This window comes from Microcoleus sp. T2B6 (assembly GCF_036700475.1).
GTDB lineage: Bacteria > Cyanobacteriota > Cyanobacteriia > Cyanobacteriales > Microcoleaceae > Microcoleus.
In genome coordinates, this window is sequence record NZ_JAUBOZ010000066.1 from 17,989 (window position 1) to 43,437 (window position 25,449).

Consider the following 25,449-nt stretch of genomic DNA (forward strand, 5'->3'; position numbering starts at 1 on the left):
CGCGCGCGTCTGGGCAGAGTTCGATCGCTCTCTTAAAAAATAAGCTAAATGGCCAATAGTCAACAACCAATTCAAGGTTAAGATATAAACTTATAAAACCAGGGAAGTTCGCTCCATCACACACACAGCTTATGCCGATAGCTCATATCATTGGACTAGGAAAATCAGGAATTGCCGCCGCCAGACTGCTCAAACGCGAAGGATGGGAAGTAACGCTGAGCGATCGCTCATCTTCCCCAAACTTGCTCGAACAGCAACAGGAATTCGCTAACGAAGGAATTCATGTGGAGTTAGGTAAATCTTTTGAACCAGTCGAATCTATAGAATTAATAGTAGTAAGTCCGGGTGTTCCCTGGGACAGTCCACCATTAGTGCGCGCCAGAGAGTTAGGCATTGAAACAATCGGAGAAATGGCTCTCGCGTGGCGTTACCTCAAATCTCCTTGGGTGGGAATTACCGGCACTAACGGCAAAACTACTACTACTGCTTTAATTGCTGCTATTTTTGCAGAGGCCGGGCTTTATGCTCCCGCTTGCGGCAATATTGGCTATGCTGCGTGCGAATTAGCTTTAGCCGAAAAACAGCCGGATTGGGTAATCGCAGAAATCAGCAGCTATCAGATAGAATCCTCGCCGTTTGTAGCGCCACGCATCGGAGTTTTGACGACTTTGACGCCGGATCACCTCAGCCGCCACAAAACTTTAGAAAATTACTACAACATTAAAGCCCATTTGCTGAAAAAGTCGGAATTGCAAGTAATTAACGGCGACGATCCTTGTTTGCGGCAGCAAGGAGTTGACGTTTGGCCGGATGCGTGCTGGACGAGTGTCAAAGGTAAAAAAGATTTGTTGGGAAATACAGATTTTGGAGCCTATATTCAAGATGGTTGGGTAATCGCTCAAAGCGAGAAAATTCTGCCTGCTGATTCTTTGCGGATGGTGGGAGAACACAATTTGCAGAATTTGTTAATGGCGGTGGCGGCAGCTAATTTGGCGGGGATAGATAAAAGTGCGATCGCCCGGGCGATCGCTAAATTCCCCGGAGTTTCGCACCGCCTCGAACACATCTGCACTTGGGAAGGCATAGATTTCATCAACGACAGCAAAGCTACTAATTATGACGCCGCGCAAGTCGGGTTGGCTTCTGTGAGCGCACCGGCGATTTTAATTGCGGGCGGCGACGCCAAAGAAGGGGACGATCGCGCATGGATTGATACAATCAAGGCGAAAGCTGCTGCGGTGCTGCTAATTGGGGATGCGGCGAGTCTTTTTGCCGATCGGCTCACACAAGCAAATTACAACGCTTGGGAAATTGTCGAAACAATGGAACGAGCGATCCCGCGAGCCGCAGAATTAGGCAAACAGAACAACGCTAAAGTAGTGCTGCTTTCCCCAGCCTGTGCTAGCTTCGATCAATACCAAAACTTCGAGCAACGGGGCGATCATTTCCGCCAAATATGCCTCGAATCCCTGATTTAACGGACACCAATCCCGTAGGGGCGGGTTCACCAACAATTTATGCCTAAAACCAATAATCTCGTAAACCCGCCCCCACCCAACTGTCAATCACAATCTACCGCTTTCAAGATACAAGAGGCGGGTTCACCAACATCTTTAATTGGCTAACCATAATCTTCATAAACCCCCCCCGTCCATACTGTCTTCCAAATATCCTTAATTCTCGCCTGCTGTTCCCATTCTAGCTCAGAAAAAACTATCATTATTTCCTCATGAGTATAATCAATAATGATTGCTGCCAAATGAGCAGCGGTTTCCGCTTCCAGCATGGCTGTTTTTAACTTGGCCATTGCCTCCTTATCCATTCGCACTAAAGTTTGAATATTGACCTCACTGTCATTTTAATTGTGTCTGCAAATGTCTTTTAATTTGCTCTGGAAATCAGCACTTTGAGCAGCACTTATTGTATCAGAATGCGACGACGATATTTTAAATTGGCTACAAAGCTGAGAGCGCAATTTTTCATCAATCTCCAGAATATTGCCTTGGGAAGTGCCATTTTTTTGCAACAAAGTAGCGATTTCCCTTTCCAGTTGGCGATAGCCTTGCTGAAAGAAATCTTGAGAGTTAGAACGAAACAAACCGCTATTGACTTGCTGAATTTGGCTAGGCGTCAGCGATTGAGCCGAGACAGCAGCCGGAAATCCCAAAGATGCTGCTAGCCACCAGCTAGAAATTATCTGTTTGAGAATGCTGTTCATCACTGTGGGGAGGAGTTATTACCTGAGTTAGTTTCTCGTTTTCTGACTCGCTTGCTAATTCATCTTCTCGTTCAAGTTTTTCTTGCCACTCGACAAGCTGCTGAAAAAGTTTCGGGTTAATTTCAAATACGGGTTTGTTGGTTTCTGACATATTTACTCCTGAAGGCGATTGAAAGACTTGGATTTAACTGGTTCCCAGGCTCTGCCAGGGAACCGCTGTCGAGAGGCTCTGCCTCGCTTTTTCAGCAGGAAAATTGGAGGCTGAGCCTCCGGATCTGCGTTACCAGGCAGAGCCTGGAAACGAGTAAAACGAGTAGAAAAACAATTATGTCTATCGGAAGCTACGCTCAAACCTTCAGCAGCGACATAATTATGCCAGTTAAGGAACCACCAAGCAAAGCTAAAGTAGCTAAGGTACTAATGCCAAATCCTGCCGCTCTTTTTTCGGCAGCTTGATAGTAACCCCAAGCAAACAAAATGCGTCCAACTATCCAAACTGCGCCGATACCTGCGCCCCAAATTGGGCTGATAAATTGCGAGAACAGCCACAGCGAGGGCAAAAATAGAATCATTTGCTCTAAGGTATTTTGCTGAACTCGCAACACTCGCTCAAAGTCTGGGTTTCCTGTCACCTGCGGGGGAGAAACTTTGTATTTGAATCTAGCTCTGCCGACGTTGATGGTAACAACGAAGTAGAGAATTAATGCTGAAACAGTAATTAGACTAGGCCAAAGTGTGGCGTTTGCTTCTGCGAGCATGATTCGGTATGATTGGGGTGGAGTATATATCTTGATTATAAATCAATTATTGCCGATCGCGTCATTCAAGGCAGGAGATTTGATTCAACTGCTGGGTATTAGTGGCGCGGCAATTGCTTTAGAGTTCCGGGACATCCTCGAAAACTTGCTGGCTGGGATTTTGATTGTTTTTGATTGCACCTGCCGACGGATACAAACCCGCGACTCTTGTCGTGAGTAGCCCAAATTTTAGAATCTTATTCAACCTCCCAGATTCATCTGTAGAGCAAATCTCAAATCTCAAATCTCAAATTTAAAATCTCAAATTTAAAATCTACAATCTAAAATCTTAAATCTTAAATTTCAAATCGACGGGTTGCACCTGCATAGGCTTGTTCCACCGCAACAAAAGTTAATTATTTAGATCGAATTCGTTGGCAGGATTAACAGCAATAAGTTCTACTACAACGAGTACGGGTTTTGTGCTTTCGACTGAAAGCTTTGTTGGCCATCAAAAACAGTCCGAATTGTTGAGGGGCGGACATGGTATAATTCCTGATATTGTAGGGTTCGTCAGCCTAGGATAATTTGAATATGAGCTAGATCATAGAAAGATTTGAGAAAATTTGGCAAACTGAGAGTAAGGTTAAATAGGAGGTCAATTCAATGACCAATACTGCTCTGAATTTTAAGACTGCACCGGGACATGAAGTGCTCGCGGCGGCTGGCAAGAAAATGCTGAGGCCGGGGGGAAAACTTGCTACGGAACAGTTATTTGAATGGGCGGATTTTCAGCCTGGGGAGACTGTTTTGGAGTTGGCTGCTAGTTTTGGATATAGTTCGATCGCCCTTGCTGAACGTTTTGGCGTAAAAGTAGTGGGAGTGGAGAAAAATCCAGAGAGTGTGGCCCGCGCTCGTGCTAATGTTGCAGCAGCGGGTTTGAGCGATCGAGTGGAAATTGTGGAAGGAGATATTTTTCACTTGGATCGGATTTCCCAACAGTTTGATTGGGTGTTGGCTGAAGCTATCCTGACAATGCAGTCCCCGTCGGGGAAAGCTAAAATTGTATCGGGAATTTGCGATCGTTTAAAACCAGGCGGCAAGTTTCTCTCTCACGAACTTTTAGCTAGAAACCGAGAATCAGAAATTCACAAAGCTTTATCAGAAGTGACGCGGGCTAATTCAACGCCTTTGTCTGAGTCTGGCTGGATTGCTGTTTACCAAAACGCGGGTTTGCAAGTAGAAAAGTCTCAAACCGGGGCGATGGGGCTCCTCAACTTGTCGCGAATGCTGCAAGATGAAGGGTTTGTTGGTACTGTGCGGATTTTGTGGAATATATTAAGTCGATCGCAAATTCGCGATCGTATCTTAGCAATGCGTCGAGTTTTCCAGCATTACCAACAGGATCTAGGCTACATCGTTATCTCTGCCAAAAAACAATCTTAACCGACTCAATCGATTTTCGATTTTCGATTTTCGATGGAAGAAAGTGAAGCCAATGATAAATTCGAGACTTGTGACCAAATTAATTAATTGTCAAAAACTATGACTACTACTCTTTTACCGCTACAATCTTCAGCAATCCAACTCCGAGACGCAATTGAATATCCCGCCGCCGGAGTGCTGAACAAAATTTTAGTCAAAGACAAAAATTGTCAGTACAGTTTATTTTGTCTGGCGGCAGGAACGGAAATTTCGGAACACTCTTCGGCACGGAATGCCACAGTTAATGTCATCGAAGGAAAAGGTATTTTGACTTTGGAAGGCAAGGATATTGTTTTGGAACCGGGGGTATTTGTCTTCATGCCCGGTCACGCTCTTCACGCTTTGAAAGCCGAAGAAAATTTGGCGTTTATTTTGACACTTTCCGAGCCTCATTAATCCCATAAATATTGCTGTAGGGGCGGGTTTTACCAACCATACTTGCCTAAAATCAATAATCTCATAAACCCGCCCCCCACAACCCGTGAATCGGGGCGGGTTTATATAGATAGTGAGTGGCAGTCAAATATTGTTTGTGAAATCATGTCCCGTAGCATCATCAGTTGGGGCGGGGCGGGTTTACGAGATTGTTAGTTTGAGACGTAAATTGTTGGTAAAACCCGCACTACAAGAATTGGGATTTTAACATTTAGTCTATTTCATCTCCAGAGGCGATATCCTCCAATTTTTCCCAATCCAATACAATAATTTTACCGCCTCGACTGTAGGAGACAAAGGCTTGAGTTTTTTAAACAACCGCACGCATTCTTCGTAGGTAATGCCAATACTGCGAGCAATTTGATAGTAGGGAAAACGTTTTTCTAAACATACACTATTATCCGCCATCTTCCTACCTTGCTCGACGCCAAAGTAATGAATAAATCGGGCCAGCCGCACGATCGCCCTTTCCGACACCAAACCGTGCACAGTCTCGTGCAGTTGCTGCAACCGCTGATTAAACACCGCCAATATTCGCAAGGCAATCTCAGGATTTTCCCGAATTGCTGCTAGCAAAACTTCCCGTTCTGTGGTAAGAACTTCCACATCAGTTTCTGCAGTCACCGTTGCGGGGGCAATGCCGTTGCCTAGCAAAGCAGGTGCGGCAAAAATATCTCCCTGAAACAAAGTGCGGAGAATTGTTTCTTTGCCCGCTGCCGCTGTTTTTGCAACCCGCAGAGAACCGCTCAAAAGAGTGTATAATTTTTCGGGGATGCGATCGCCCTCATACATCACAACTTCTCCCTGTCCGTAAGTGCGAATTGCTGTATGTTCTTGCAATCGCTCTAATTCAGTTTGGTTTAAGCTGGTAAATATTCCAATTTTAGCCAGTTGCTCAACATTTGCTTTCATACCTTTAACTCTACCCGATCCGAGTCCATTGAGAGTATAGTAACGGTGAATTCAGAATATATCGAAACAAGCAGAGCCATCTACGAAAATGCAGAACCAGAATATCGGCGATATTATTTTGATGAGATAGCTGGCGGATTTGTGCTAATTCACCAACAACATAATCTTAATAATTCGGAAATCTTTCTTGCTGAAGTTTTGGCTAAAATAGGGAAGAGAGTTAGAATGTTGAGCGAGCAAGCAGCAGAGGGTGTGAGAACGCCAGACGCTGAGATAGACGGTGAGATTTGCGAATTTAAGGAGTTAACAGAATCTACGAGGAACATCAGGTATCGAGTTCAAGAAGGAATCAGCAGGGCCAAAAATCAAGGTGCATCAGTAGTTGTTTTTCACATCAACCGAGAAAATTACGATGTCTGGAAAATCAACGCTGGCATCAAACAAGGTCTGTTTTGGGATACCCAAAATCAGATTCAACAAATATTTTTTGTTGCCAACAGCAAACAAATTCAACTCATTACAAGGGAAGACTGGCAAAATGGAAGACCATTTCAGCGAATTTAAAGAAATCGTAGAGTGCGGGTTGAAAAATAATATGCCGCGAGATGCTAAATTAATTACTGTAGGGCAAATTTTATATGCTGTTACCCGCGACGATCTAACTATCAAAGAAGGTTGGCAGCTTGAAGCAATGCTGGGAGGCAGAAAAAACTGGGAAGAGGCACTTGAGTACAGCATTTTTGGCTATCCAGTAGATACAGAAATGCCATCTTTAGACAAACCTCTGGTTATTGCTGGCAAAACTTTTCATTCTCGCTTGATGACGGGGACGGGAAAATATCGCAGCATTGCAGAAATGCAGCAAAGTGTCAACGCTAGCAGGTGCGAAATTGTTACCGTGGCTGTGCGGCGAGTGCAAACAAATGCTCCGGGTCATGAAGGATTGGCAGAGGCTCTCGATTGGACTAAAATCTGGATGCTGCCAAATACTGCCGGTTGTCAAACTGCAGATGAGGCAATTAGAGTAGCTCGTTTAGGCCGGGAAATGGCGAAACTTTTAGGGCAAGAAGACAATAATTTTGTCAAATTAGAAGTGATTCCCGATGCTAAATATTTGCTGCCCGATCCGATCGGCACTTTGGAAGCGGCAGAACAATTAGTTAAAGAAGGTTTTGCCGTTTTGCCCTACATCAATGCCGATCCCCTGCTAGCAAAACGCCTAGAAGAAGTCGGTTGTGCGACAGTCATGCCTTTAGGTTCGCCCATCGGTTCAGGGCAAGGGATCAACAATGCAGCCAACATTCAAATAATTATTGACACGGTAAATGTTCCTGTGGTTGTCGATGCGGGGATCGGAACGCCCAGCGAAGCAGCCCGAGCAATGGAAATGGGAGCCGATGCACTGTTGATTAATTCCGCGATCGCCAATGCCCAAAATTCCCCAGCAATGGCAAAAGCAATGGGAATGGCGGCAGAAGCGGGGCGGATGGCGTACTTAGCAGGCAGAATGCCGATCAAAGATTACGCGATCGCCTCTTCTCCGCAAACAGGCACTGTCACATCCAAATAAATTCCTGAATTTTCCTGGGCGCTTTTTTGGTAGAGTTGTAAACATCAAAAATATTAAGGATTGTGACTGATGCCTTACATCAAAGATGACGATGGACGCCTGAACAACTTTGCTAAAGAGCCGAAGGTGTATGAAGCCGTACCTCCCAACAAAAATCAGCAACGCAACTACATCATCCTGGGTATTGCAGCAGCCATGTTAGTCGCCGGTTTGGTGTACGTGGCTGCCTCCGTCTGAAAACTGGCCTGAGACTCAAAGCTGCTTCAAATCGCAATTTTAAATAATCCTTCGAGAAACCATGTTTTCCTTTCCCAAGGCAACATGGTTTTTGTGTTTCAATACAAAGCAGGGAGTTGCGACAATCCTGAAGCGTGCCGAGCGAGCTGGAAAGCTAAATAAGACCAGCATAAATTTGGTGTTTTCCTCTCGGCTGTCGGGTTCAGGGACTTGGGTTGCACTTAATCACACTGGTTTGCCACCCACATAAAATTGCCAATTGAAAATCTACACTCCTTTAGTCATCAACGGTGCGATTGACAATCAAGCATCCAGGATACAAGCCCCCGGATTCATTCCGAAAGCAGACTCAGGGCCCAGAAATAAAAAACCTGTATCCGATAAAGGAGCCCCCGAATTTATCCGTGCGGTCAAGGCTTCAATCTAAAATCTCAAATCTAAAATCTCAAATCGATTGACTGCCTTCGGGGCGCAAGTTGTGAGTTATGAGCGATCGAGATTTCAACTCTCAACTCTACAATCTAAAATCTACAATCCAAAATCTAAAACCTAAAATCTAAAATCTAAAATCTAAAATCGGCTGATCCTGATGTCTATTCCTTCCCAAAAAGTTTCTAGCTCGAACAAGCTGATCTACCAACGCTTGAAACAGGCGATCGACCTCAATTTACGCCGTCAAATTTTTATCGCCGCCTGCGACGACTTGTGCTTGCGGGACTGTCTGGCAGCCCGCTTGCACACAGAATTAGTCGCAGAGAGCGCAGGCTCCGATCCTCGGATCGACTACCCCCGATTTGTCAGTTTGGAACTCGACTTGAGCGATCCAAATCCTTGGGGTTCGATCGCCGCGTGGCTGACCCAACACCCACCGCCACAAAACAGAGGCAGCTACAGCCGTTTGCCGGGATTTCAAATTATCGGGGCAGAACACCTGACCAGGCAGTCAGCAGCCGTGCAGTGGTCGTTCCTGAGCTATTTGAGGGACATTGAAGCAAACCTGCAATTGTGCGAGTCTGCTCTGTTGCTGTGGGTGTCGCGGCCCTGGCTAAGTTCGATCGAGCAATCGGCACCAGAATTTTGGCACTGGCGAACCGGAGTATTTGAGTTTGAAGGCGAACCAACTCCAGCTAAGGAAGACTTCGGGCACTTTGAGGACTTCGGGAACTCAGGAGACTTGCGAAACTTGCGGGACAGCGGAGACTTTGGTAACAAACTTTTAATATCTTCTTTGTCTGGACAATCCCCAATTCCCGACGAACAATTCCCAATTTCTCATCCCCCGTCCCCAGCGCCAGATTCTAAATCCGTCCAACTGACAGATGAGGAACAATCCCCACCAATTTCCCATCCCCCCTCCCCAGCGCCAGATTCTAAATCCGTCCAACTGGCAGATTTGGTGCTAGCAGCGGCTTCTGAGGATTTGGAAGCAGAAAATGATGCTGCATCAGAGGAGAATTTTCTGCCGCTGCAAACCCTGCAATACATCGAACTGCTGCAAGAACATCAGTGTTGTTCCGAAGCATTGGCTTTGGCTTATCACGGTTTGGGAAATTACTACCGCGATCGCATTCTGGGCGGAGACGTTTCAGAGCAAAACCTGACAATCGCCATTCGCGCGATCGAACAAGTGATTGCCTATCTCGACGTTGACAGTAACTCGCAGCAAAATCAACCACTAACTGAGGAATGCGCGCGGCTGATTGCCCAATTGACAGAAAATTTAACTCAGTACGCCCAGGAGTCCAACAGCCTACCGCCAATTTCCGATTTGCTCAACGATCTCGGTACTCTCTACTGGATGCTGTCGCGCGATCGCACCAATGCCCTCAACGCCTCAGATCCAGTATCCAGCCTTGAACGCAGCATCGCCCTCTACCTTGAAGGTTTGAACCGAACAGATGCCGAAACCGTACCCCAAACCCGCGTTAGATTAAACAAAAATTTGGGAATCGCCTCGGCCGATTTAGCCCGCTATCGAGACAAGACAGAGAACTTGCAGCACGCAGTTGCAGCTTACCAACAAGCGCTGCTGGATCTAGACCCCGCCGTGGAGCCTCAGCAGTACGCTGCTGCTCAGAATAATTTGGCGACAGCATACTGGAATTTAGCTCAAGATGGTGAGCCGATCGTATATCTCCAAAGTGCGATCGCAGCTTACACCCAAGCCCTCTCCTGTTACAGTCCCGAACGAGAACCCCTCAACTATGCCGGAGTGCAAAACAACCTCGGTACCGCCTGCTGGAACCTCGCCCAGCACCAACCCTCAGAACCCTTGCTAGTCAGGGCGATTTCCGCCTACCGCGAAGCATTGAAATACCGCACCAGAGAATTAGTACCCGCAGCAGCAGCCGCCACCTACAATAATCTCGGTACCGCTTATTGGCATTTGGCGAACCACTTCCAGCAGAAACAGGCGCGGACGGAATCATTGCAGCAGGCGATTACCGCCTACGAAGCCGCCCTGGATATTGCCGGAGAGATCGATCGAACCAAACTCACTTTTGACGCCTTGGCCGCCCGTAACAATCTCGGACTAGCCCACTATCAACTAGCCACCGACCCAGATTTCGCCGCTAACAAAGTCGCACAGACAAGCCATCTAGAAGCAGCACTGCACCACCAGTTGCAAGTGTGCGCCGAATGGGGACAACATCTCAATGACAAAGGGTTAATATATGGGGATAAACTCAACCTGCAAGCCCCGGCAAACTCCCAAGCTGCTGATTCCCGGCAAACAGCATTGAGCTATATTGTCAAAACGATTAGAGCTTTCTATAGTGAATGTGGGCTGCCAGGCCAAAATTTAGCCTTATCCAAAGTTCCCGGAGATTTATTGCCCGAAATCTTGCGTAGGTTATAAATATGGCTATAACTATTAAAAGCTCAATTTTTTCGAGATTTGTATCCAGTTTTCTATTATTATGGCTGAATCTTCTTGCCTAATTCTTCAAGCAAACTTGTGGTCATGGCCCCTGTAAAAATCCTTGTGGTTGATGACGACCCGGCAATCCGAAATTTAATTCACCGTTTTTTGAGCCAGCAAGGTTATCAAGTTGAGTCTGGCGAGGACGGTGAGACGGGTCTGGAATTATTTGAGCAACTCAATCCTGACTTAGTAGTTCTAGATGTAAATTTACCTGATACAACTGGTTACAAACTGTGTCAAGAAATGCAAAGACGCACGGGCGTGTTTGTGTTGATGCTGACTGCCCGAACCGATGAAGCTGACAAAATGAAAGGGTTTGCCGAAGGTGCTGACGACTACATTACTAAACCTTTTAGTCTTGTAGAGATTGGAGCTCGCGTTGCAGCAATTTTGAAGCGCAAACGCATAGTTACTCCCGCCGAACAACAAAGTCTTACTTTTGGAGAGCTACTAATAGATCCGGTTCGCCGCGAGGTAATTCTCGGCAGTCAGATAGTTGCTTTGACTGCTTTAGAATTCGATCTGCTGTACTGTTTGGCCAGCAAACCCGGTCGCGTGTGGAGGCGATCGGAATTGCTGCATGAAGTGTGGGACTACGAGTATGTAGGAGCCGATCGCGTGGTGGATGTTCATATCGGTCAAATTCGTCGCAAAATTGAACCAGATGCCACTCAAATATCGATGATTCAAACCGTCCGGGGGGTGGGTTACAAGTTTGAGCCAACAACCTAGTAGCATTCGCTGGCATGTCCGCCGGAACACCAGGCAGAAGGCTGTATAGGGGCGGGTTCACCAATATCTCTGATTCACATCCTCGATATTTGTAAACCCGCCCTCCCCACAAAATAATTCAGATCGATCGAGTATCTGATTGTTTGTTCTGCAAATACTCGCCCACTTCTCGTGCACCATCAAAACCCCTTCGCACGCAATCTCCCAAAGCTACGCCGCCAACGTAGTTGCTGCACAAATACACCCCAGGCAAGGATTTTAAACCTCGATCGATTTGTTGCAGGCGATCGAAATGCCCCAAATTGTACTGAGGAATCGCCCGCTTCCACACATTCACCGCTAAAACTTTTGGCTGCGGCACATCTGGTTTCAGCAAAATCCGAGACAAATCTCGGTGCACCTCCCGAACGATTTCTTCTGAGTCGAGATTGCCAATTTCCGAGTCTGTAGCCCCGCCGATGAAACTGGTGAGAGTGTGCCAGCCCGCAGGCGTGCGATCGGCAAATAAACTGGATGTCCAAATCGTCCCCAGAGTGCGAATTCCCTGCCCCCTCGGAATTAAATTTCCAAAACCTACTAATTTACCCTTGACATCCGAATGCGGATATGCTACTACCACGCAGGCAACCGTAGGATAAGTAAAAGCTTGTAAAGCGCTGCTAACTTCTGGTTGCAGAGGCTGCAACAAATCGGCTGTAACATAAGCCGGTGTGGTCAAAACCACGGTACGCGCCTCAACTTCCTGCTGTCCGTCGGGCGTCGAGAATACAGCAATGTAAGTTTCGCGTTGTGTACGCTGGAGGCGAGTCAAGTGCCAGTTGAGTTTAACTCGATCGCCCAATTCAGCAGCGATCGCCTCTGGCAAAGCCTTTAACCCCTGTTTGAACGAACCCAACTCCCCCGGCCTAGTCTTAGGCACATTCGGGTCTGCAGGCATTTGCTTCGGTCTTTTCCTAGCAGAAAGCAGCGCCCCCGCCATCAGCCCGCCACCCAGATCAGCCATCTTTGCTACCCGGCCAAAAGCCGCCGCCGCGCTAAGTTGTTGCGGATCGCCCGCATAAACCCCAGAAACAAAAGGTTCCACCAACCGCTGCATCACTTCCTGCCCCAGATGACGGCGGAAAAATTGAGAAACAGTTTCCTCGTCACGCTGCTGCGAAAGTCCAGCGCCCATTGCCGGCGCGACAAACCCCAAAGCCCCGAACAACGCCCGCAGTTTCCCCGGAAAACTCAGCAACTGAGACTGAATCATCGCCGGTGGAGTCATCGGCACCGGTTGCAGCTTTTTTTGCCAATACACAAAACGAGGCAATTTGCGATCGGCAAAAATCAACTCCTGCTTCAATCCCACATCTACAGCCAACTTCATCAATTCTGGCGTCGGCGAAAAACTGTTCGGGCCCTCCTCCCAGAGAAACCCCCCCGCTGTCACAGTGGTGATGTTCCCGCCCACACGTCCCTGACTCTCAGCGACTAAAATCTTTAGCGAGGATGGATTCGTTGCTTCCTTGTGAAGTGCGTGCGCCAAACTCAAACCGCTAATACCCGCACCCACAATCAAGGTATCTAATAGTTCCATATTACATAGAAAAATATCGCAATCTTTATGTTACATGGCTTTGCACGGCTTGCGTTCTTTGCTTCGGGTACTGCCAAACCGCTTTCAGATTACCGAATTGGGAATTGGGAATCGGGAATTGGGAATTGGGAATCACTAAGCTGTCGGGCATTTCTTAAGGATTTTTCTCGCAGGTTGTGGATTAACCTCTGCCCACCTCCCCGTCTCCCCGTCTATCCATCTCGCTTTTGTATCCGCTGGGTCTGGTGTAAAAAAAGACCATCTGCTGTTATTAAGCTATATTCCCAAAAATACTATTTATTTAAAATTTTTGTATTATAGGGAACAGCGCCGAAAATTGCACTGGGAAACGCAGTAGTAAAGTGTCCAAAAAGATTTGAGTGGGTTAAACTAACTTTAGGAAAATTTTAGAGCTTAAGCAAGTCAGCACCCCGCTCTCAACAGATGGGGCTTTATGCCCTAATCAAAAGAGAGAGTTGACCAGCGATCGTCTTAACTGATTACGTTATCAAAAATATGGGTGTAAGCCCAAGCTGCTAGGCGATCGCGCGTGAAATATTTGAAACGGTAATTCTTCCGTTGAAAGTAGATCATAAAAGTACCAAGTGTCGAAGTAGCCCCCTCTAGCAATAATCAATATTCAAGGCGGTTAAAACTGCCTGATGAGTGTTTTCCTCGATCGGTCTACTCACATCTTGCACCATTCTCAAGAACAGGCAAGATGCCTGTTCCACAAAGATTTAATTTCTTGTGGGTTGGGCATCCGCCCGCCCATAAAAGCTTATTGAAAATGGTGCAACAGATGAGCCTAAAGACACGAGGTTTCCACAATACTAAGCTTTTCTCATGAAAAAATACCCATGCAGGAAGTTATCAACTCGTTTCAGTCTTTTTTCTCTAACTCTGTTGATGCTTTCCTAGAGTGCGATCGACAGCAAAATTACCTATCGATAAATCCAGTCGCTGCTGCTTGGATGGGATTGGAGCCGGCTGAAATAGTCAACAAAACTAATCAGGAATTATTAAAATTATATCCCAATAATGCTGCTGTCAAAAATATAATTTCGCAGATTGATTCCTGCCTGCAACAAGTATTTATAACCGGGGAAACAAGGCTGGCAATTCATGAGGTGACGACGGCAGACGGCGGGATTAAAATTTACGAAACTGCTTACACGCCAGCGGTGGATGCCTCTAGCAAGCAGATGCGGGTTTTGGGCGTCGGTAGAGATATCACCAGGCATTACCGCTGGCAGCAGCAGAAAACTCAACAGTTACGCCGATCGAACCATTTACTGTGGTTGAATGCAGCTAACAGTCCCCTGGCAATGGTGGGCTGGGATGAAGATTTTCGGATAGTTCAGTGGTCGAAACGTGCCGAAGAAATCTTTGGCTGGACATCCGATGATATGATGGGCAAGCAGTTCGGCGATTTGGCTTTGATTTGCGAGGAAGATCGAGAGGCTGTAAGCGCGATCGAGCTTGAACTAGCCACTGGCAACGGCAATACTTCAATTAACCGCAACTATACTAAAAGCGGACAGGTAATTTGGTGTCGCTGGTTCAACTCGATTATTCGCAGTGGCGACACTTTTACCGTGCTTTCTTTGGTGGAAGATATCACCGATCGCAAACGGTTGGAAGCAGAAAAAGCCCAAGCTTCTCGCCTCACAGCAATGGTAGCCGATGTGGGTATTGCCCTCACCAAACACCCTGAAGATATCCTGCTTCCCTGCTGCGAGGCAATGGTGCGAAATCTCGATGTCGCTTCGGCTGAAATTTGGACTTTCAACTCTCAACATAATGTTTGCCAATTGCAAGCAGCATCGGGAATCTACAGTCGCACAGACGATCGGGCTAGGTTTATTGAAAGTAAGGTTAACTTTATAGCCAAACAGCAAAAACCGGAATTTGACTGCGGATTTGAACTGAACAATTTTGGACTCCCAGAGGAAGAATCCGCAAAAGCAACAGAGGCGCCAAGTTCCGAAGTAGCAATTATCAATGCCAGTCAAAAGCAGACAAATTGCCCAATACCCAAGCAAATTCTCACCTTCGCCGGCTACCCTTTAATAGTCGAAGAACGGCTGGTGGGAGTAATGGTAATTATCAGCAGCCAGCCGCTGACAGCACCGTTTCAGGAAACTTTAGCATCGGTGGCGGATGTCATTGCTTTAGGCATCGAACGCAAGCGTGCAGAATCGGAATTAAAATCAGCTAGAGCTTTCCTCAATTCCGTAGTAGAAAATCTGCCGGTGGGAGTTTTTGCTAAAGATGCTTCTTCGCTGAAATTTGTGCTGTGGAATAAAGCGGGAGAAACGATCGCCGGTGTTACCTCTCAAGAGGCGATCGGCAAAAATGACTACGATATTTACCCCAAAGAACAAGCTGATGTTTTTACTGCTCAAGACAGGGAAATATTGACCGGTGAGCACAACCAATCTACTGTTAAAGACATAGGCGAAGAGCCGATCCAAACTCGCCACAAAGGTATGAGAATACTGCACACCCGCAAAGTGCCAATTCTCGACGCTGCAGGCCGTCCTCAGTACGTTTTGGGGATTACTGAAGATATTACCGAACGCAGGCAGGTAGACGAAAGCGTGCGCCTCTACGACCAAATTGTCGAGAATATGCAAATTGGTTTGTACGTCTACCATTTAGAAAATATAGACGATGACAGCACTCTCAGGGCGATCGCATCCAATCCTGCAGCTACCCTATTTACCGGATTAGAAATGGCGGATGTTTTGGGTATGACAATCGACGAGATTTTTCCCCACCTGCGAGCGAAAAATATTCCCCAAGCATTTGCTTCGGTAATTCGCACCCAGAAAGCCGTAGAACTTGAAGATATTGAGTGCGATGAAGGGGGTCGAATAACTCGCGCTTTTTCTATTAAAGCTTTTCCATTACCCAACAACTGCGTCGGTGTTGCTTTTGAAAACATTACTGGTCGCAAGTGCCTAGAACTAGAACTGCAGGCGTCTTTGGAAAAAACCGAACGTTCAGAACAACTCCTGCGTACAGTAATAGACAAAACTAGCGACTGGATTTTGGCCAAAGACAAAAATTTTCGCTGTATTTTGGCCAACAGGAGTTTCGCTCAAGCGATCGGCAAAACAGTCGAAGAGATAATTGGCCAATCTGATTTAGAATTAGGATTTTCAGAAGAACTCGTGTTTGGGAATTGGGCCAGAAATATCCGAGGCTTCCGCACAGACGACTCTGCTGTACTGGCCGGCGAAATCATCCACAATCCCTGCGATCCGGCAACTCTTGCTGACGGTTCAGTACATATTTTTGATACCCAAAAACTTCCCCTGCGCGACGCTGAAGGTAATGTATTTGCAGTGCTAGCTTTCGCTCACGATATTACCGAACGACATGAATCGGAAGCAGCTTTGCGTAGAAGTGAATCCAGATTTAGGTCTTTGGTAGCTAATATTCCCGGAGTGGTTTATCGCTGGAGGTGCGATTTTTCGACTAATTTTATTAGCGATGCCGTTTACTTATTAACGGGCTACCATGCGGCAGATTTTATTTGGCTTTTGGACAGGAGATGCCGGACTTTTGCTAGCATTATTTACCCGGAAGATTTGGCCAAAGTAGAAGCAACTATTCGGCAAGCCATAGGAAACAAAGAGTCTTATAACTTGGAATACCGCTTGCTAGCAGCAGACGGCACGGTTAAATGGGTGTGGGATAAAGGTTCTCCTGTGTTCGACGCAGATGGAAACGTTTGCTATTTGGACGGGGTGATTTTTGATATTAGCGATCGGTACTACGCCGAGGAAGCATTGCGCCAAAAAACTTTAGAGTTAGAAGCTGTTTTTCGCGCTTTGCCTGATTTGTATTTTCGACTAGATGCTGACGGTATAATCGTGGATTATTTGTCAGGAACTTCTTCGAGTTTATACGTACCTCCCGGACATTTTATTGGTCAACGAATCACAGACATATTGCCACCCAATGTCGCCGGTCAATTTGCCCAAGCAATCTTTGAAATTTCCGAAACAAGAAATTCAATCGATATAGAATATTCGCTTTCCATGTCGGAAGGAGAAAAAACTTATGAAGCCCGACTGTTGCCATTTAATTCAGATCAGATTATTATTCTCGCCCGTGATATTACCAAGCGCAAACAAGCCGAAGCTCAATTAAAACATAAAAATCGCCAGCTAGAGCAAACATTGAAACAATTAGGCAGGACTCAAGCTCAACTAATTCAAGCGGAAAAAATGTCGGGTTTGGGACAGCTAGTGGCGGGAATTGCTCACGAAATTAATAATCCTGTCAGTTTTATTTACGGTAATATCACTTACGCTAGTGAGTATGCCAAAAACTTGCTGGAACTGTGCAGTTTGTACCAGGAATACTACCCGGAACCTGTTGCTGTTATCCAAGATTTGGTAGAAGAAATAGAACTAGAATTCATGAAAGAGGATTTCCCGCACCTGCTGACTTCAATTCAAACTGGAGCCGATCGAATTCGCCAAATAGTTCTGTCTTTGCGTAACTTTTCCCGCCTGGAAGAATCCGATCTTAAGCGTGTTAATATTCACGAAGGAATAGAGAGTGCTCTGTTAATTTTGCAACACAAGATTAAAGAAAATGGTAGAAATCGTCCTATTCAAATAGTTAAAGAATATGGAAAATTGCCGCAGATACAGTGCTACGTGGGACAGTTAAATCAAGTGTTTATGAATATTTTAAATAATGCTATTGATGCTTTAGCGAATGTCAGGCAGAGGAAGTTGGAATTGGCGAGTTATGTCGAAGAGGAAGGGCAAGATGTTGCTAGTTTACCTTTAAGTTGCGACACATTGCCTTGGATTCGGATTCGCACGGAGGTGTTGGAGAATAATCGGGTTGCGATCGTAATTTCCGATAACGGGTCGGGAATGGCAGAGTCTGTTAAGTGTCGGGTATTTGACCCGTTTTTTACTACTAAACCAGTAGGCAAAGGTACAGGTTTGGGACTGTCTATCTCCTATCAGATTGTGGTGGAAAGACACGGAGGGACGCTGCAGTGCATTTCCGCGCCGGGAGAGGGAACTGAATTTGCGATCGAGATTCCAATTCGGCAGAGGTAATGAGTCATTGGTAAGTGGTAGTTGCACCATAAAAATGATAATCTAATTAAAGGTTGTAAAAGTCAGGAATATTAGCATGGTATACAAAAGCATACATACTTCTAATGCAGTTGCACAACCAATTAAAGATGATGACGATGATGATGATTCCTACGTTGACTATTTTTATGACGATCCGGGGGCTCCGCCGGGAACTCTCGACTTAGAACCCGATGCGCCGCCTCCCGAGATTGTATTAATTGACTATTGCGAAACAGCCGCAACTCGCGGTAAATTGGCAAATCCTCAAGACGCTTCGGCTTATTTAGATACAGCATCTGTTTCTTGGGTTGATATGTTGGGATTAGGAAACAAAGAAACTTGGCGCCAAATGGGTAAAGTGTTTAATTTGCATCTTATGGCTCAAGAAGATGTGGTTAATGTACCACAGCGCCCAAAAGTTGTAGATTACGAAAATCACATTTTAATCATTGCCTGGATGGTGATACTTAAGCCGAATTCAGAGAATTTTCATAAAGAACAAGTTAGTTTAATTTTGGGGAAACATTACCTGTTAACTATTCAGGAAGAACCGGACTATGATTGTTTTGAACCCGTGCGCGATCGCATTCGTAAAGGACAAGGAACTATTCGCAAACACGGAGCCGATTATCTGGCTTATACTCTGTTAGATTCGATTATAGATGGCTTCTTCCCTGTATTAGAAGTTTATGGAGAGCGCATTGAAGAATTAGAGGATGAAGTGGTGGTGAACCCCACCCGCAAAACCCTGGAAAAAATCTATAAAATCCGGCGAGAATTGCTGACTCTGCGCCGCGCCATTTGGCCGCAGCGGGATGCAATTAATGTTTTGATTCGAGATAGCAGTGATTTGATTAGTCCAGAGGTGCGAATTTACCTGCGCGACTGTTACGATCACACAGTGCAGGTGATGGATATGGTGGAAACATATCGAGAGTTGTCTTCTGGTTTGATGGATGTTTACTTGTCTTCGGTTGGTAATAAAATGAATGAAATCATGAAATTGCTGACGGTGATTTCGAGTATCTTTATTCCTCTAACTTTTGTGGCGGGAGTATACGGGATGAATTTCAATACAGAGAAATCGCCTTGGAATATGCCGGAACTGAATTGGTATTTTGGCTATCCGCTGTGTTGGGCGGTGATGGTAGGAATCGCCTCTGGTTTAGTTTACTTTTTCTGGCGGCGCGGCTGGTTTGATAATTTTTCTACTGTGAAAGATGACTCATTAAAGTAACCGGATTGGAGATTTGAGATTGGGGATTGAAGATTGAAAAATCCAAAATCCTTTTATGTAAAAAGGTTTCCTGCCCCTAGTTGAATCCCTGCCATAAATCCTGGCATGATAATTCCCAACTTTTGGGCCTCCAGATTCATCCGTGAGTGATTTTAAGGGGAGTTGCAGGGAAATTTAATTGTTGGGCGGGCTTTCGGGCCCACCGTACAAGAGTTTGAATAAACTGAGATGTTGCACCATTCTCGCTTAACAGGCAAGATGCCTGTTCCACAATAAAATTCATCTCTTGTGGAACAGGCATCTTGCCTGTTCATAAAAAGCTTATTGACAATAGTGCCAGATGTGAGAATAAACACAAATGTCCAAATTAAGTGGGCGACAAGTTAAAATATTCAATCTCAAATCCCAAATAGATTGACGAACGATCGCGTACAATAAATCTGGGGAAAAAGTAGGCGCAGGCGGTTGCGGATTAGCGAAAGCTTGTCTGAGGAAAGTCCGGGCTCCCGAAAAACCAAACTTGCTGGGTAACGCCCAGTGCGAGCGATCGTGAGGATAGTGCCACAGAAAGATACCGCCAATTAGTCATTAGTCAGCAGTCATTGGTCATTAGTAAGTAACTGAGGATTTTTGACTGGGAAGCAACCACTAATTTGGTAAGGGTGCAAAGGTGCGGTAAGAGCGCACCAGCAGCATCGAGAGGTGCTGGCTCGGTAAACCCCAGTTGGGAGCAAGGTCGGAGGGACTATGGTTGGTTTTTTACCAGTGCCGTTTTTTGGTACCGCTTGAGGCGTCTGGTAACAGGCGTCCCAGATAGATAACTGCCCTCGAAAACTGCTTGCAGTTGAGAGAACAGAACCCGGCTTATGTCCGACTTTTTCCCCCCCATTTAATTAAAATTACCGCTTGGGAATCAGGTCAACAAATCCTTTCGACCTGTTTTATGTTGGGCAAGGTATGCACTGCACAGCCGGAGGAAGATTTTGGGTAAGGTGCACCATAAGCACCCGGAGGAATATTTAGTTTTTCAACTAATTTTTTTTTATTAATATGAATCTGATCCCAGTTAAAAAAATAATGCAACTTTTGAAAAGCTCCAAACCCGGATAGTCATCCGTGATTCCCACTTCTAAAATCTAAAATCTAAAATCTAAAATCTAAAATCTAAAATGGTATGATTTATCCGGGTCGCCAAAAGCAACTTGAAACATTAATTCAAAAATTGGGACTGACGAAGAATGCTTCGATAAAATGGCATCTCCTCGATTTAGCTTTGACTCATGCGAGCGCGTCAGCTAAGGCAAATTACGAGCAACTAGAGTTTGTCGGGGATGCAGTTGTGCGGCTGGCTGCGTCGGAATTGTTGTTTGAGATTTATCCTGACTGTACAGTGGGGGAATTTGCTGCTATTCGATCGATCTTGGTGAGCGATCGCATTCTTGCTAAAATCGCTGAAAGTTACGGGTTCGATCGCTATTTAATTGTTTCCAGCAGCGCCGCCGCAGACAAAACAGGCGCTGAACCCCGGCTGGCAGATGCTTTGGAAGCGGTACTGGCTGCGCTTTATTTGAGTACCGAGACGTTAGAATTAATTCGCCCTTGGCTAGATTCTCACTTTCAACGCCTAGCGGCGGAAATCCGCAGCGATCCTGCCCGCCAAAACTACAAAGCTGCTCTCCAAGAGTTGACTCAAGGCAAATACAAAACTTTGCCCAAATATAGCGTGCAAGAAACCGGGACAGTGCAGGGCGGGGAGGATCGTTTTACCGCAGAAGTTCTCATTCAGGGAAAGTTGGTAGCAGAGGGAAAAGGTCGATCGATCAAAGCGGCCGAACAAGCAGCGGCTCAGGCAGCTTTCAATAAATTAGTTGACTGTTGACAGTTGACAGTTGACTGTTGACGGTTGACTGTTGACAGTTAACTGTTGACTGGTGTTATCAGTTATTGGTTATTTGTTAGCTGCTACCAATAACCAATAAGCAATAACCAATAACTACTGCCAACATTCAACAGTCAACAGTGATTTTTTTGAGTTAAAACATAGATAATAATAACAAAATATGCTATAATTACTGTGCGATTTTTGAAATTATAATTAATGAAAATCGGAATAGCTGTATTGGGTGCCGGTCGCTGGGGAGTTAACCTAATTCGCAACTTTCTCGAACATCCCAATAGCCAAGTTTTAGCGGTGGTAGACCCGAATCGAGATTCATTGGCGGCCGTTCAAAAACAGTTTAATCTTGATGCCTCGGTGATTCTAGCTACCGATTGGTCTCAAGTGCAAGCCTTGCCGGGACTGCAAGCTGTGGCGATCGCTACTCCAGCTTCCACACACTACACCCTCGCAGCAGCAGCGCTGAAACAAGGCTACCACGTCTTAGCAGAAAAACCCCTCGCTCTCAACCTGACTGAAGCAATAGAACTCTGTCAATTAGCCGAAAAACAGCAGCGGCAACTGTTCGTTGACCACACTTATCTGTTTCATCCAGCAGTCGATCGAGGCCAAAGAATTATTCAACAGCATCAACTCGGAAAATTGCGCTACGGTTACGCCCAGCGCACCCATTTTGAACCGGTTCGCCATGACGTTGATGCCCTGTGGGACTTGGCGATTCACGATATCGCTATTTTCAATACTTTGTTGGAACAAACGCCAATTGAAGTAAGGGCGATCGGCACTGTTTTTCCCAAGGAAGAAGGAAGTTCGGCAACGGATTCTGTAACGGATGTAACGGATGTAACGGATGTAAAGGATAGAAGGAACAAGGAAGAAGGAAGAGCGAACCAGGAAGAAGGAATAAATCCAGAAGCTGCAGAAATTGAAAATCAATTTGCTCCTTCACTGGTGACTACTAATCCTGCAGAAAAACTAGCAGATTTAGTTTGGGTAACGCTCACCTATCCCGACGGATTTCAAGCATTTATTCACCTGTGCTGGCTAAATCCCGACAAACAACGGCGCTTAACAGTTGTTGGCAGTTTGGGAACCTTGATTTTTGATGAAATGTCGCCAGAAACTTCCCTGATTTTGCAGCGCGGCAATTCAGATTGGCGAGGGGAAGAGAATAACTCTTTTGAAAGTGCGTTAGCGAAGCCCGCCCCTACGGGGGCTACGCCAACGAAGAGGATCGCGCCGCAGCCAAAAAGCATCAGACACCGCGAAGTGTTGAGTTTAGAACAAGTAGAACCGCTGAGGCGAGTGTGCGATCGCTTCCTCAACTGCGTGCAAACAAATACCCCCTGTCTTACCTCTTCGGGCGCGGCCTCCGTCGAATTAATCCGCATTCTCAGCACTTTGAGCAAATCCCTCGAACTCGGCGGACAGCCCCTAATACCATTTTAGATTTGAGATTTTAGATTTGAGATTGGGAAAATCAGTCCTCAACTTTTGAAATTTCCCTTTTCCGTTACTAAGTCCGGGCTGTGAAAATAAAAATTTGACTGCTGATTGACAGGCAAAGAAATCATCACCATAGTACCTTGATTCACGCCTGCGCTGTGCAGGGTAATGCTTCCGATCATAGATTCCATTATCCTTCGCGAGATAGCCAAGCCCAAACCGTTACCGCCAAACCTGCGAGTTGTAGAACCATCAGCCATCACAAAAGGTTGAAACAATTTCTGCTGGTGCTCGGGATCGATACCAATTCCTGTATCTTTAATTGTCACCACCACCCAATCGCTTTGACCGCTGGGACCCGTTTTACTTTCCCCACTGCCGTTAAAACTAGCAGAATTAGTCCTCGATTCTAGCCGCACAGATATACTAATGCTGCCCGACTCTGTAAACTTAACGGCATTGCTCAAAACATTTAAAAACACCTGTTTGAGCTTCTCTGGATCGGCATGAACAATAATCGGATCGTGAGGAGCTGGCAAACTTAACTTCAAGCCTTTTTCCTCAATTTGAGCCGCTTGCAAATCAATCGCGTCTTCAAGTACCTGAGTAATATCAACTACTTCTAACATCATGGAAAAGGTGCCGGCTTCTATTTTAGCAATGTCCAAAATATCATTAATAATATTGAGCAATTGCATGGACGAGTCGTGGGCGCGCTGTAAAAATTCCATTTCTTCATCTCGGTCATCGCAGTAGCCGTCCCGCACAATTTGAATAAAACCAATAATCCCGTTGAGCGGCGTTCTCAATTCGTGAGAAATATTGCCCAAAAATTCATTTTTTAATTGATTGGCAACTTGCGCTTCCTTGGTGGCGACTTCCAATGCTTTTGCCCTGGATCTGAGGCCCTGCACCATGCTGTTTAGTGCTTCTGATAGTTGATTAAATTCCCTAATTTGGAAATCTTGGGGCACTGTCTGCGACGCTTCCGTATCTACTTTCATGGCGTAGTCTCTCAGTTTTTCCACAGGACGCGCCAAGTCGCGAGACAGATATAAAGTCGCGATGATACTAGCAGCAACCAAACCTACAATTAAATTAAATAAAACTTGCTGAATTTCTTCCAAACCTGAGAGAGCGTAATCTAAACGAGAGACAGCTAAAATAATCCACTTGCTGTTCTCATGTGTAGTTGAAGGACTCGGGATAGCGGCGTATCCTGCTAGCAACTCTACACCATTTCTTTCAAAGGAAAATAGGTGGAGAAAAGCTGTTCCGCCGGCGATCGCCCTTTTGACAATACTTTTTAGTCGAGCGGCATCTGCCTCTTGGTCGATATTGCGGCCCACGCGGTTGACATTAGGGTGCGCCAAAATTGTCCCATCTTGGTCGATCGCCACCGTATAGCCGGCTAGAGAACCCTTGGGAGCGCTGGTTTGCACAGGCAAGGCAGACTGCAAACTCAAAGCATAACTCAACTGCAGGGTATTGCCCCGACGAATGTAAACAGGAGCGCTCAACACCAAACTCGCTTGGCTATCGGAGCCTTCTTTACCCGCATCGGGAAAATCATCAGCCCCCAAAGCCACCTTCTGATCGTTTGCTGTCGCCTGGCGCTGCGGAGGTAAGGACAGACTGATGTAAACGCTCTTGTCGTCCAGCAGCGTTTGCTGCTGCTGTACGGGCGGCCAAAATTTTGCCGGCAACGACTGAATCGGCTGCTGCCCGCAAGTGCTTGCTATCACTTGATTTGTCTTTAAGTTAGTCAATTGCAAGCAATCAACCTGCGCTGGCAACCGCTGCCCTAATTGCGCGATAAACTTTTGATAATCCTTCGGATCTACCGACTGCAACATCGAGCTTTCGGAAGCGCCGATCAGATTCGACTTCAGCGATTTCGCCCACTGTTCAATAGTGTCTGCTTTTCTGACTGCACTTTCTGTCAAGTTTTGACGAGCAGTTTCCAGAAGTGTCGAGCGTGCCTTGCGATAGGTAACATACTCCCCCACCAGTAGAACCGGTACGCTGAGCAACAAAATCCGCGACAGTAAAATACGGCGAAAGGAGGATTGACCTAACTTAACCATAGGAAATATCTAAATTAAGGTGCAACACCCAACAGCGACCATTACAGTGAAATAAACCAGACCGAAAGCATGAATCTGTCTAGGGGGCTCTGCTGACTGGACAACACAGCTTCAGAACAACATTTAAACACAATTATAGAAGCCACTGTAGTAATCTCGATTCTAAGTGTGTGGACTTAAAGATGCTCAGCAATTTGTTTGGCAACTGCCTGTGATCTAGGTCACACTTCCCTCTTCAATTCTTGGCTCGACTTGCGCCCCATCGCCCCGGTGTCAATTTTTCAGGCTGCAAAAAGCGTCGGGTGGACATACCGCAGTTGCTTGAAGCTAGAATCGCATAGATGCACTCTGACACCTAAATTAACGGGCAAAAAGTTCTGTCTCCGGGTAGTACACAGAGAGAATTCTGCTCGATCGGACTTTTTCTTTCCGAATGCCTTCGAGAGATGGGCCAGAGATGGGCGATGCGAGATTTGGCATCCTGTCAAAGATTTCTTTTGCCATCCGATTGATTCGGTGACAATAATTCACCGGTCAAACAAAAAGAATGAGACGATCGAGCTGTCGATCGACTCTGCCAACCCTAATGTGGGGAACCTTGGCCCAAACAGTGCACCCACGCTCCCTAAATTCGCGGTCTCGGCAATAATCTCCATAGCTTAATCGATGAAAAAAAACTTTAGCAATTATACGTATTATTACACAAACAACCGTCCGAGATATCATCACGCATATTTGATATCTGATACTTTTAATTCAGACAATCCCCGACAATCGGCAACAATCTGAATATAGCACACTCATCAGACAGGTCCCAGAGTATGGTGGTATCCC

The 25,449-nt window shown here is 45.9% G+C and carries 24 protein-coding genes and 1 other RNA gene; 15 read left to right on the plus strand and 10 right to left on the minus strand.

Translation table 11 applies throughout. The features are described from left to right. Window positions 1-131: 131 nt before the first annotated feature. Window positions 132-1,478 carry a UDP-N-acetylmuramoyl-L-alanine--D-glutamate ligase gene (gene murD / locus QUA00_RS24375; RefSeq protein ID WP_333411416.1) on the plus strand — a complete coding sequence of 449 codons (1,347 nt, stop codon included), beginning with the start codon at window positions 132-134 and terminating at the stop codon, window positions 1,476-1,478. A gap of 143 nt (window positions 1,479-1,621) precedes the next feature. Here the strand turns inward: murD and QUA00_RS24380 are convergent, their stop codons facing one another. The 4 genes from QUA00_RS24380 to QUA00_RS24395 all read right to left on the minus strand — a co-directional run bounded on the left by QUA00_RS24380 (window position 1,622) and on the right by QUA00_RS24395 (window position 2,976). Continuing rightward, window positions 1,622-1,822 (minus strand): hypothetical protein, encoded by a 201-nt coding sequence (locus tag QUA00_RS24380; RefSeq protein WP_333300975.1) that lies wholly within the window; start codon window positions 1,820-1,822, stop codon window positions 1,622-1,624. Between the two features lie 36 nt (window positions 1,823-1,858). After that, window positions 1,859-2,218: a hypothetical protein gene (locus tag QUA00_RS24385; protein ID WP_333411417.1), complete on the minus strand. Its 360-nt coding sequence runs from the start codon at window positions 2,216-2,218 to the stop codon at window positions 1,859-1,861. Further along, a complete protein-coding gene (locus QUA00_RS24390; RefSeq protein WP_333286388.1) occupies window positions 2,187-2,369 on the minus strand; it encodes a hypothetical protein in 183 nt (60 codons plus the stop codon). Before QUA00_RS24390 ends, QUA00_RS24385 begins: the two co-directional genes overlap by 32 nt. Window positions 2,370-2,565: 196 nt before the next feature. Continuing rightward, a complete protein-coding gene (locus QUA00_RS24395) occupies window positions 2,566-2,976 on the minus strand; it encodes an MAPEG family protein (RefSeq protein WP_333286386.1) in 411 nt (136 codons plus the stop codon). Window positions 2,977-3,007: 31 nt separating this feature from the next. Here QUA00_RS24395 and QUA00_RS24400 point away from each other — a divergent pair, with 31 nt between their 5' ends. The 3 genes from QUA00_RS24400 (at window position 3,008) to QUA00_RS24410 (ending at window position 4,836) form a co-directional block, all read left to right on the plus strand. Beyond that, window positions 3,008-3,196 (plus strand): hypothetical protein, encoded by a 189-nt coding sequence (locus QUA00_RS24400; RefSeq protein ID WP_333411418.1) that lies wholly within the window; start codon window positions 3,008-3,010, stop codon window positions 3,194-3,196. Between the two features lie 425 nt (window positions 3,197-3,621). Further along, window positions 3,622-4,401, plus strand: a complete 780-nt coding sequence (locus tag QUA00_RS24405) for a methyltransferase domain-containing protein (RefSeq protein ID WP_333411420.1) — start codon at window positions 3,622-3,624, stop codon at window positions 4,399-4,401. A 99-nt stretch (window positions 4,402-4,500) separates the two neighbouring features. Next, on the plus strand, window positions 4,501-4,836 hold the full coding sequence (locus tag QUA00_RS24410) for a cupin domain-containing protein (protein WP_333411421.1): 336 nt from the start codon (window positions 4,501-4,503) through the stop codon (window positions 4,834-4,836). A 255-nt stretch (window positions 4,837-5,091) separates the two neighbouring features. Here the strand turns inward: QUA00_RS24410 and QUA00_RS24415 are convergent, their stop codons facing one another. Further along, window positions 5,092-5,787, minus strand: coding sequence for a Crp/Fnr family transcriptional regulator (locus tag QUA00_RS24415; protein ID WP_333411422.1), 696 nt, complete (start codon window positions 5,785-5,787; stop codon window positions 5,092-5,094). Between the two features lie 45 nt (window positions 5,788-5,832). On the opposite strand from QUA00_RS24415, the gene QUA00_RS24420 reads away from it, so the two are divergent. The 5 genes from QUA00_RS24420 to QUA00_RS24440 all read left to right on the plus strand — a co-directional run bounded on the left by QUA00_RS24420 (window position 5,833) and on the right by QUA00_RS24440 (window position 11,252). Further along, window positions 5,833-6,351, plus strand: a complete 519-nt coding sequence (locus QUA00_RS24420) for a CdiA C-terminal domain-containing protein (protein WP_333146453.1) — start codon at window positions 5,833-5,835, stop codon at window positions 6,349-6,351. 199 nt (window positions 6,352-6,550) lie between these two features. Beyond that, the gene (locus QUA00_RS24425) at window positions 6,551-7,357 is read left to right on the plus strand and encodes a thiazole synthase (protein ID WP_333146476.1); all 807 of its coding nucleotides are present in this window, start codon (window positions 6,551-6,553) and stop codon (window positions 7,355-7,357) included. Window positions 7,358-7,426: 69 nt separating this feature from the next. Beyond that, entirely contained in the window at window positions 7,427-7,594 is a 168-nt protein-coding gene (gene psb34 / locus QUA00_RS24430) for a photosystem II assembly protein Psb34 (protein WP_333103838.1), read from the plus strand. Window positions 7,595-8,183: 589 nt separating this feature from the next. Continuing rightward, window positions 8,184-10,454, plus strand: a complete 2,271-nt coding sequence (locus QUA00_RS24435; RefSeq protein WP_333411424.1) for a hypothetical protein — start codon at window positions 8,184-8,186, stop codon at window positions 10,452-10,454. 105 nt (window positions 10,455-10,559) lie between these two features. Next, complete coding sequence (locus QUA00_RS24440) at window positions 10,560-11,252, plus strand: response regulator transcription factor (protein WP_333146457.1); 693 nt, start codon at window positions 10,560-10,562, stop codon at window positions 11,250-11,252. Window positions 11,253-11,370: 118 nt separating this feature from the next. On the opposite strand, the gene hemG is transcribed toward QUA00_RS24440, so the two are convergent. Then, window positions 11,371-12,831 (minus strand): protoporphyrinogen oxidase, encoded by a 1,461-nt coding sequence (gene hemG / locus QUA00_RS24445; protein WP_333411426.1) that lies wholly within the window; start codon window positions 12,829-12,831, stop codon window positions 11,371-11,373. Window positions 12,832-12,856: 25 nt separating this feature from the next. Next, window positions 12,857-12,982: a hypothetical protein gene (locus tag QUA00_RS24450; protein ID WP_333146462.1), complete on the minus strand. Its 126-nt coding sequence runs from the start codon at window positions 12,980-12,982 to the stop codon at window positions 12,857-12,859. Between the two features lie 570 nt (window positions 12,983-13,552). Here QUA00_RS24450 and QUA00_RS24455 point away from each other — a divergent pair. From QUA00_RS24455 to corA, 3 genes are all read left to right on the plus strand, one after another. Continuing rightward, on the plus strand, window positions 13,553-13,681 hold the full coding sequence (locus tag QUA00_RS24455; protein ID WP_333411428.1) for a hypothetical protein: 129 nt from the start codon (window positions 13,553-13,555) through the stop codon (window positions 13,679-13,681). Window positions 13,682-13,691: 10 nt separating this feature from the next. Next, the gene (locus tag QUA00_RS24460) at window positions 13,692-17,927 is read left to right on the plus strand and encodes a PAS domain-containing protein (RefSeq protein ID WP_333411429.1); all 4,236 of its coding nucleotides are present in this window, start codon (window positions 13,692-13,694) and stop codon (window positions 17,925-17,927) included. A gap of 76 nt (window positions 17,928-18,003) precedes the next feature. Continuing rightward, window positions 18,004-19,185 carry a magnesium/cobalt transporter CorA gene (corA, locus tag QUA00_RS24465; RefSeq protein WP_333411430.1) on the plus strand — a complete coding sequence of 394 codons (1,182 nt, stop codon included), beginning with the start codon at window positions 18,004-18,006 and terminating at the stop codon, window positions 19,183-19,185. Between the two features lie 136 nt (window positions 19,186-19,321). Here the strand turns inward: corA and QUA00_RS24470 are convergent, their stop codons facing one another. After that, window positions 19,322-19,486 (minus strand): hypothetical protein, encoded by a 165-nt coding sequence (locus tag QUA00_RS24470; protein ID WP_333310120.1) that lies wholly within the window; start codon window positions 19,484-19,486, stop codon window positions 19,322-19,324. A gap of 147 nt (window positions 19,487-19,633) precedes the next feature. Between QUA00_RS24470 and rnpB the strand changes: the two genes are divergently transcribed. The 3 genes from rnpB (at window position 19,634) to QUA00_RS24485 (ending at window position 22,531) form a co-directional block, all read left to right on the plus strand. Continuing rightward, an RNA gene (gene rnpB / locus QUA00_RS24475) (RNase P RNA component class A) lies at window positions 19,634-20,067 on the plus strand. Window positions 20,068-20,359: 292 nt separating this feature from the next. Next, a complete protein-coding gene (rnc, locus tag QUA00_RS24480; RefSeq protein WP_333411432.1) occupies window positions 20,360-21,064 on the plus strand; it encodes a ribonuclease III in 705 nt (234 codons plus the stop codon). A 219-nt stretch (window positions 21,065-21,283) separates the two neighbouring features. Then, the gene (locus QUA00_RS24485) at window positions 21,284-22,531 is read left to right on the plus strand and encodes a Gfo/Idh/MocA family oxidoreductase (RefSeq protein ID WP_333411434.1); all 1,248 of its coding nucleotides are present in this window, start codon (window positions 21,284-21,286) and stop codon (window positions 22,529-22,531) included. A 38-nt stretch (window positions 22,532-22,569) separates the two neighbouring features. On the opposite strand, the gene QUA00_RS24490 is transcribed toward QUA00_RS24485, so the two are convergent. Continuing rightward, complete coding sequence (locus QUA00_RS24490) at window positions 22,570-24,615, minus strand: sensor histidine kinase (RefSeq protein ID WP_333411435.1); 2,046 nt, start codon at window positions 24,613-24,615, stop codon at window positions 22,570-22,572. A 360-nt stretch (window positions 24,616-24,975) separates the two neighbouring features. Further along, a complete protein-coding gene (locus QUA00_RS24495; protein WP_333103829.1) occupies window positions 24,976-25,119 on the minus strand; it encodes a hypothetical protein in 144 nt (47 codons plus the stop codon). Window positions 25,120-25,449 lie beyond the last annotated feature (330 nt).

Excerpts from the sequence above, each read along its gene's own strand:
- murD (WP_333411416.1), top strand. The coding sequence starts at position 132 with ATGCCGATAGCTCATATCATTGGACTAGGAAAATCAGGAATTGCCGCC.
- QUA00_RS24380 (WP_333300975.1), bottom strand. The coding sequence starts at position 1,822 with ATGGATAAGGAGGCAATGGCCAAGTTAAAAACAGCCATGCTGGAAGCG.
- QUA00_RS24385 (WP_333411417.1), bottom strand. The coding sequence starts at position 2,218 with ATGAACAGCATTCTCAAACAGATAATTTCTAGCTGGTGGCTAGCAGCA.
- QUA00_RS24390 (WP_333286388.1), bottom strand. The coding sequence starts at position 2,369 with ATGTCAGAAACCAACAAACCCGTATTTGAAATTAACCCGAAACTTTTT.
- QUA00_RS24395 (WP_333286386.1), bottom strand. The coding sequence starts at position 2,976 with ATGCTCGCAGAAGCAAACGCCACACTTTGGCCTAGTCTAATTACTGTT.
- QUA00_RS24405 (WP_333411420.1), top strand. The coding sequence starts at position 3,622 with ATGACCAATACTGCTCTGAATTTTAAGACTGCACCGGGACATGAAGTG.
- QUA00_RS24410 (WP_333411421.1), top strand. The coding sequence starts at position 4,501 with ATGACTACTACTCTTTTACCGCTACAATCTTCAGCAATCCAACTCCGA.
- QUA00_RS24415 (WP_333411422.1), bottom strand. The coding sequence starts at position 5,787 with ATGAAAGCAAATGTTGAGCAACTGGCTAAAATTGGAATATTTACCAGC.
- QUA00_RS24425 (WP_333146476.1), top strand. The coding sequence starts at position 6,551 with ATGCCATCTTTAGACAAACCTCTGGTTATTGCTGGCAAAACTTTTCAT.
- psb34 (WP_333103838.1), top strand. The coding sequence starts at position 7,427 with ATGCCTTACATCAAAGATGACGATGGACGCCTGAACAACTTTGCTAAA.
- QUA00_RS24435 (WP_333411424.1), top strand. The coding sequence starts at position 8,184 with ATGTCTATTCCTTCCCAAAAAGTTTCTAGCTCGAACAAGCTGATCTAC.
- QUA00_RS24440 (WP_333146457.1), top strand. The coding sequence starts at position 10,560 with ATGGCCCCTGTAAAAATCCTTGTGGTTGATGACGACCCGGCAATCCGA.
- hemG (WP_333411426.1), bottom strand. The coding sequence starts at position 12,831 with ATGGAACTATTAGATACCTTGATTGTGGGTGCGGGTATTAGCGGTTTG.
- QUA00_RS24450 (WP_333146462.1), bottom strand. The coding sequence starts at position 12,982 with ATGCCCGACAGCTTAGTGATTCCCAATTCCCAATTCCCGATTCCCAAT.
- QUA00_RS24455 (WP_333411428.1), top strand. The coding sequence starts at position 13,553 with ATGCCTGTTCCACAAAGATTTAATTTCTTGTGGGTTGGGCATCCGCCC.
- QUA00_RS24460 (WP_333411429.1), top strand. The coding sequence starts at position 13,692 with ATGCAGGAAGTTATCAACTCGTTTCAGTCTTTTTTCTCTAACTCTGTT.
- corA (WP_333411430.1), top strand. The coding sequence starts at position 18,004 with ATGGTATACAAAAGCATACATACTTCTAATGCAGTTGCACAACCAATT.
- QUA00_RS24470 (WP_333310120.1), bottom strand. The coding sequence starts at position 19,486 with ATGCCTGTTCCACAAGAGATGAATTTTATTGTGGAACAGGCATCTTGC.
- rnc (WP_333411432.1), top strand. The coding sequence starts at position 20,360 with ATGATTTATCCGGGTCGCCAAAAGCAACTTGAAACATTAATTCAAAAA.
- QUA00_RS24485 (WP_333411434.1), top strand. The coding sequence starts at position 21,284 with ATGAAAATCGGAATAGCTGTATTGGGTGCCGGTCGCTGGGGAGTTAAC.
- QUA00_RS24490 (WP_333411435.1), bottom strand. The coding sequence starts at position 24,615 with ATGGTTAAGTTAGGTCAATCCTCCTTTCGCCGTATTTTACTGTCGCGG.
- QUA00_RS24495 (WP_333103829.1), bottom strand. The coding sequence starts at position 25,119 with ATGGCAAAAGAAATCTTTGACAGGATGCCAAATCTCGCATCGCCCATC.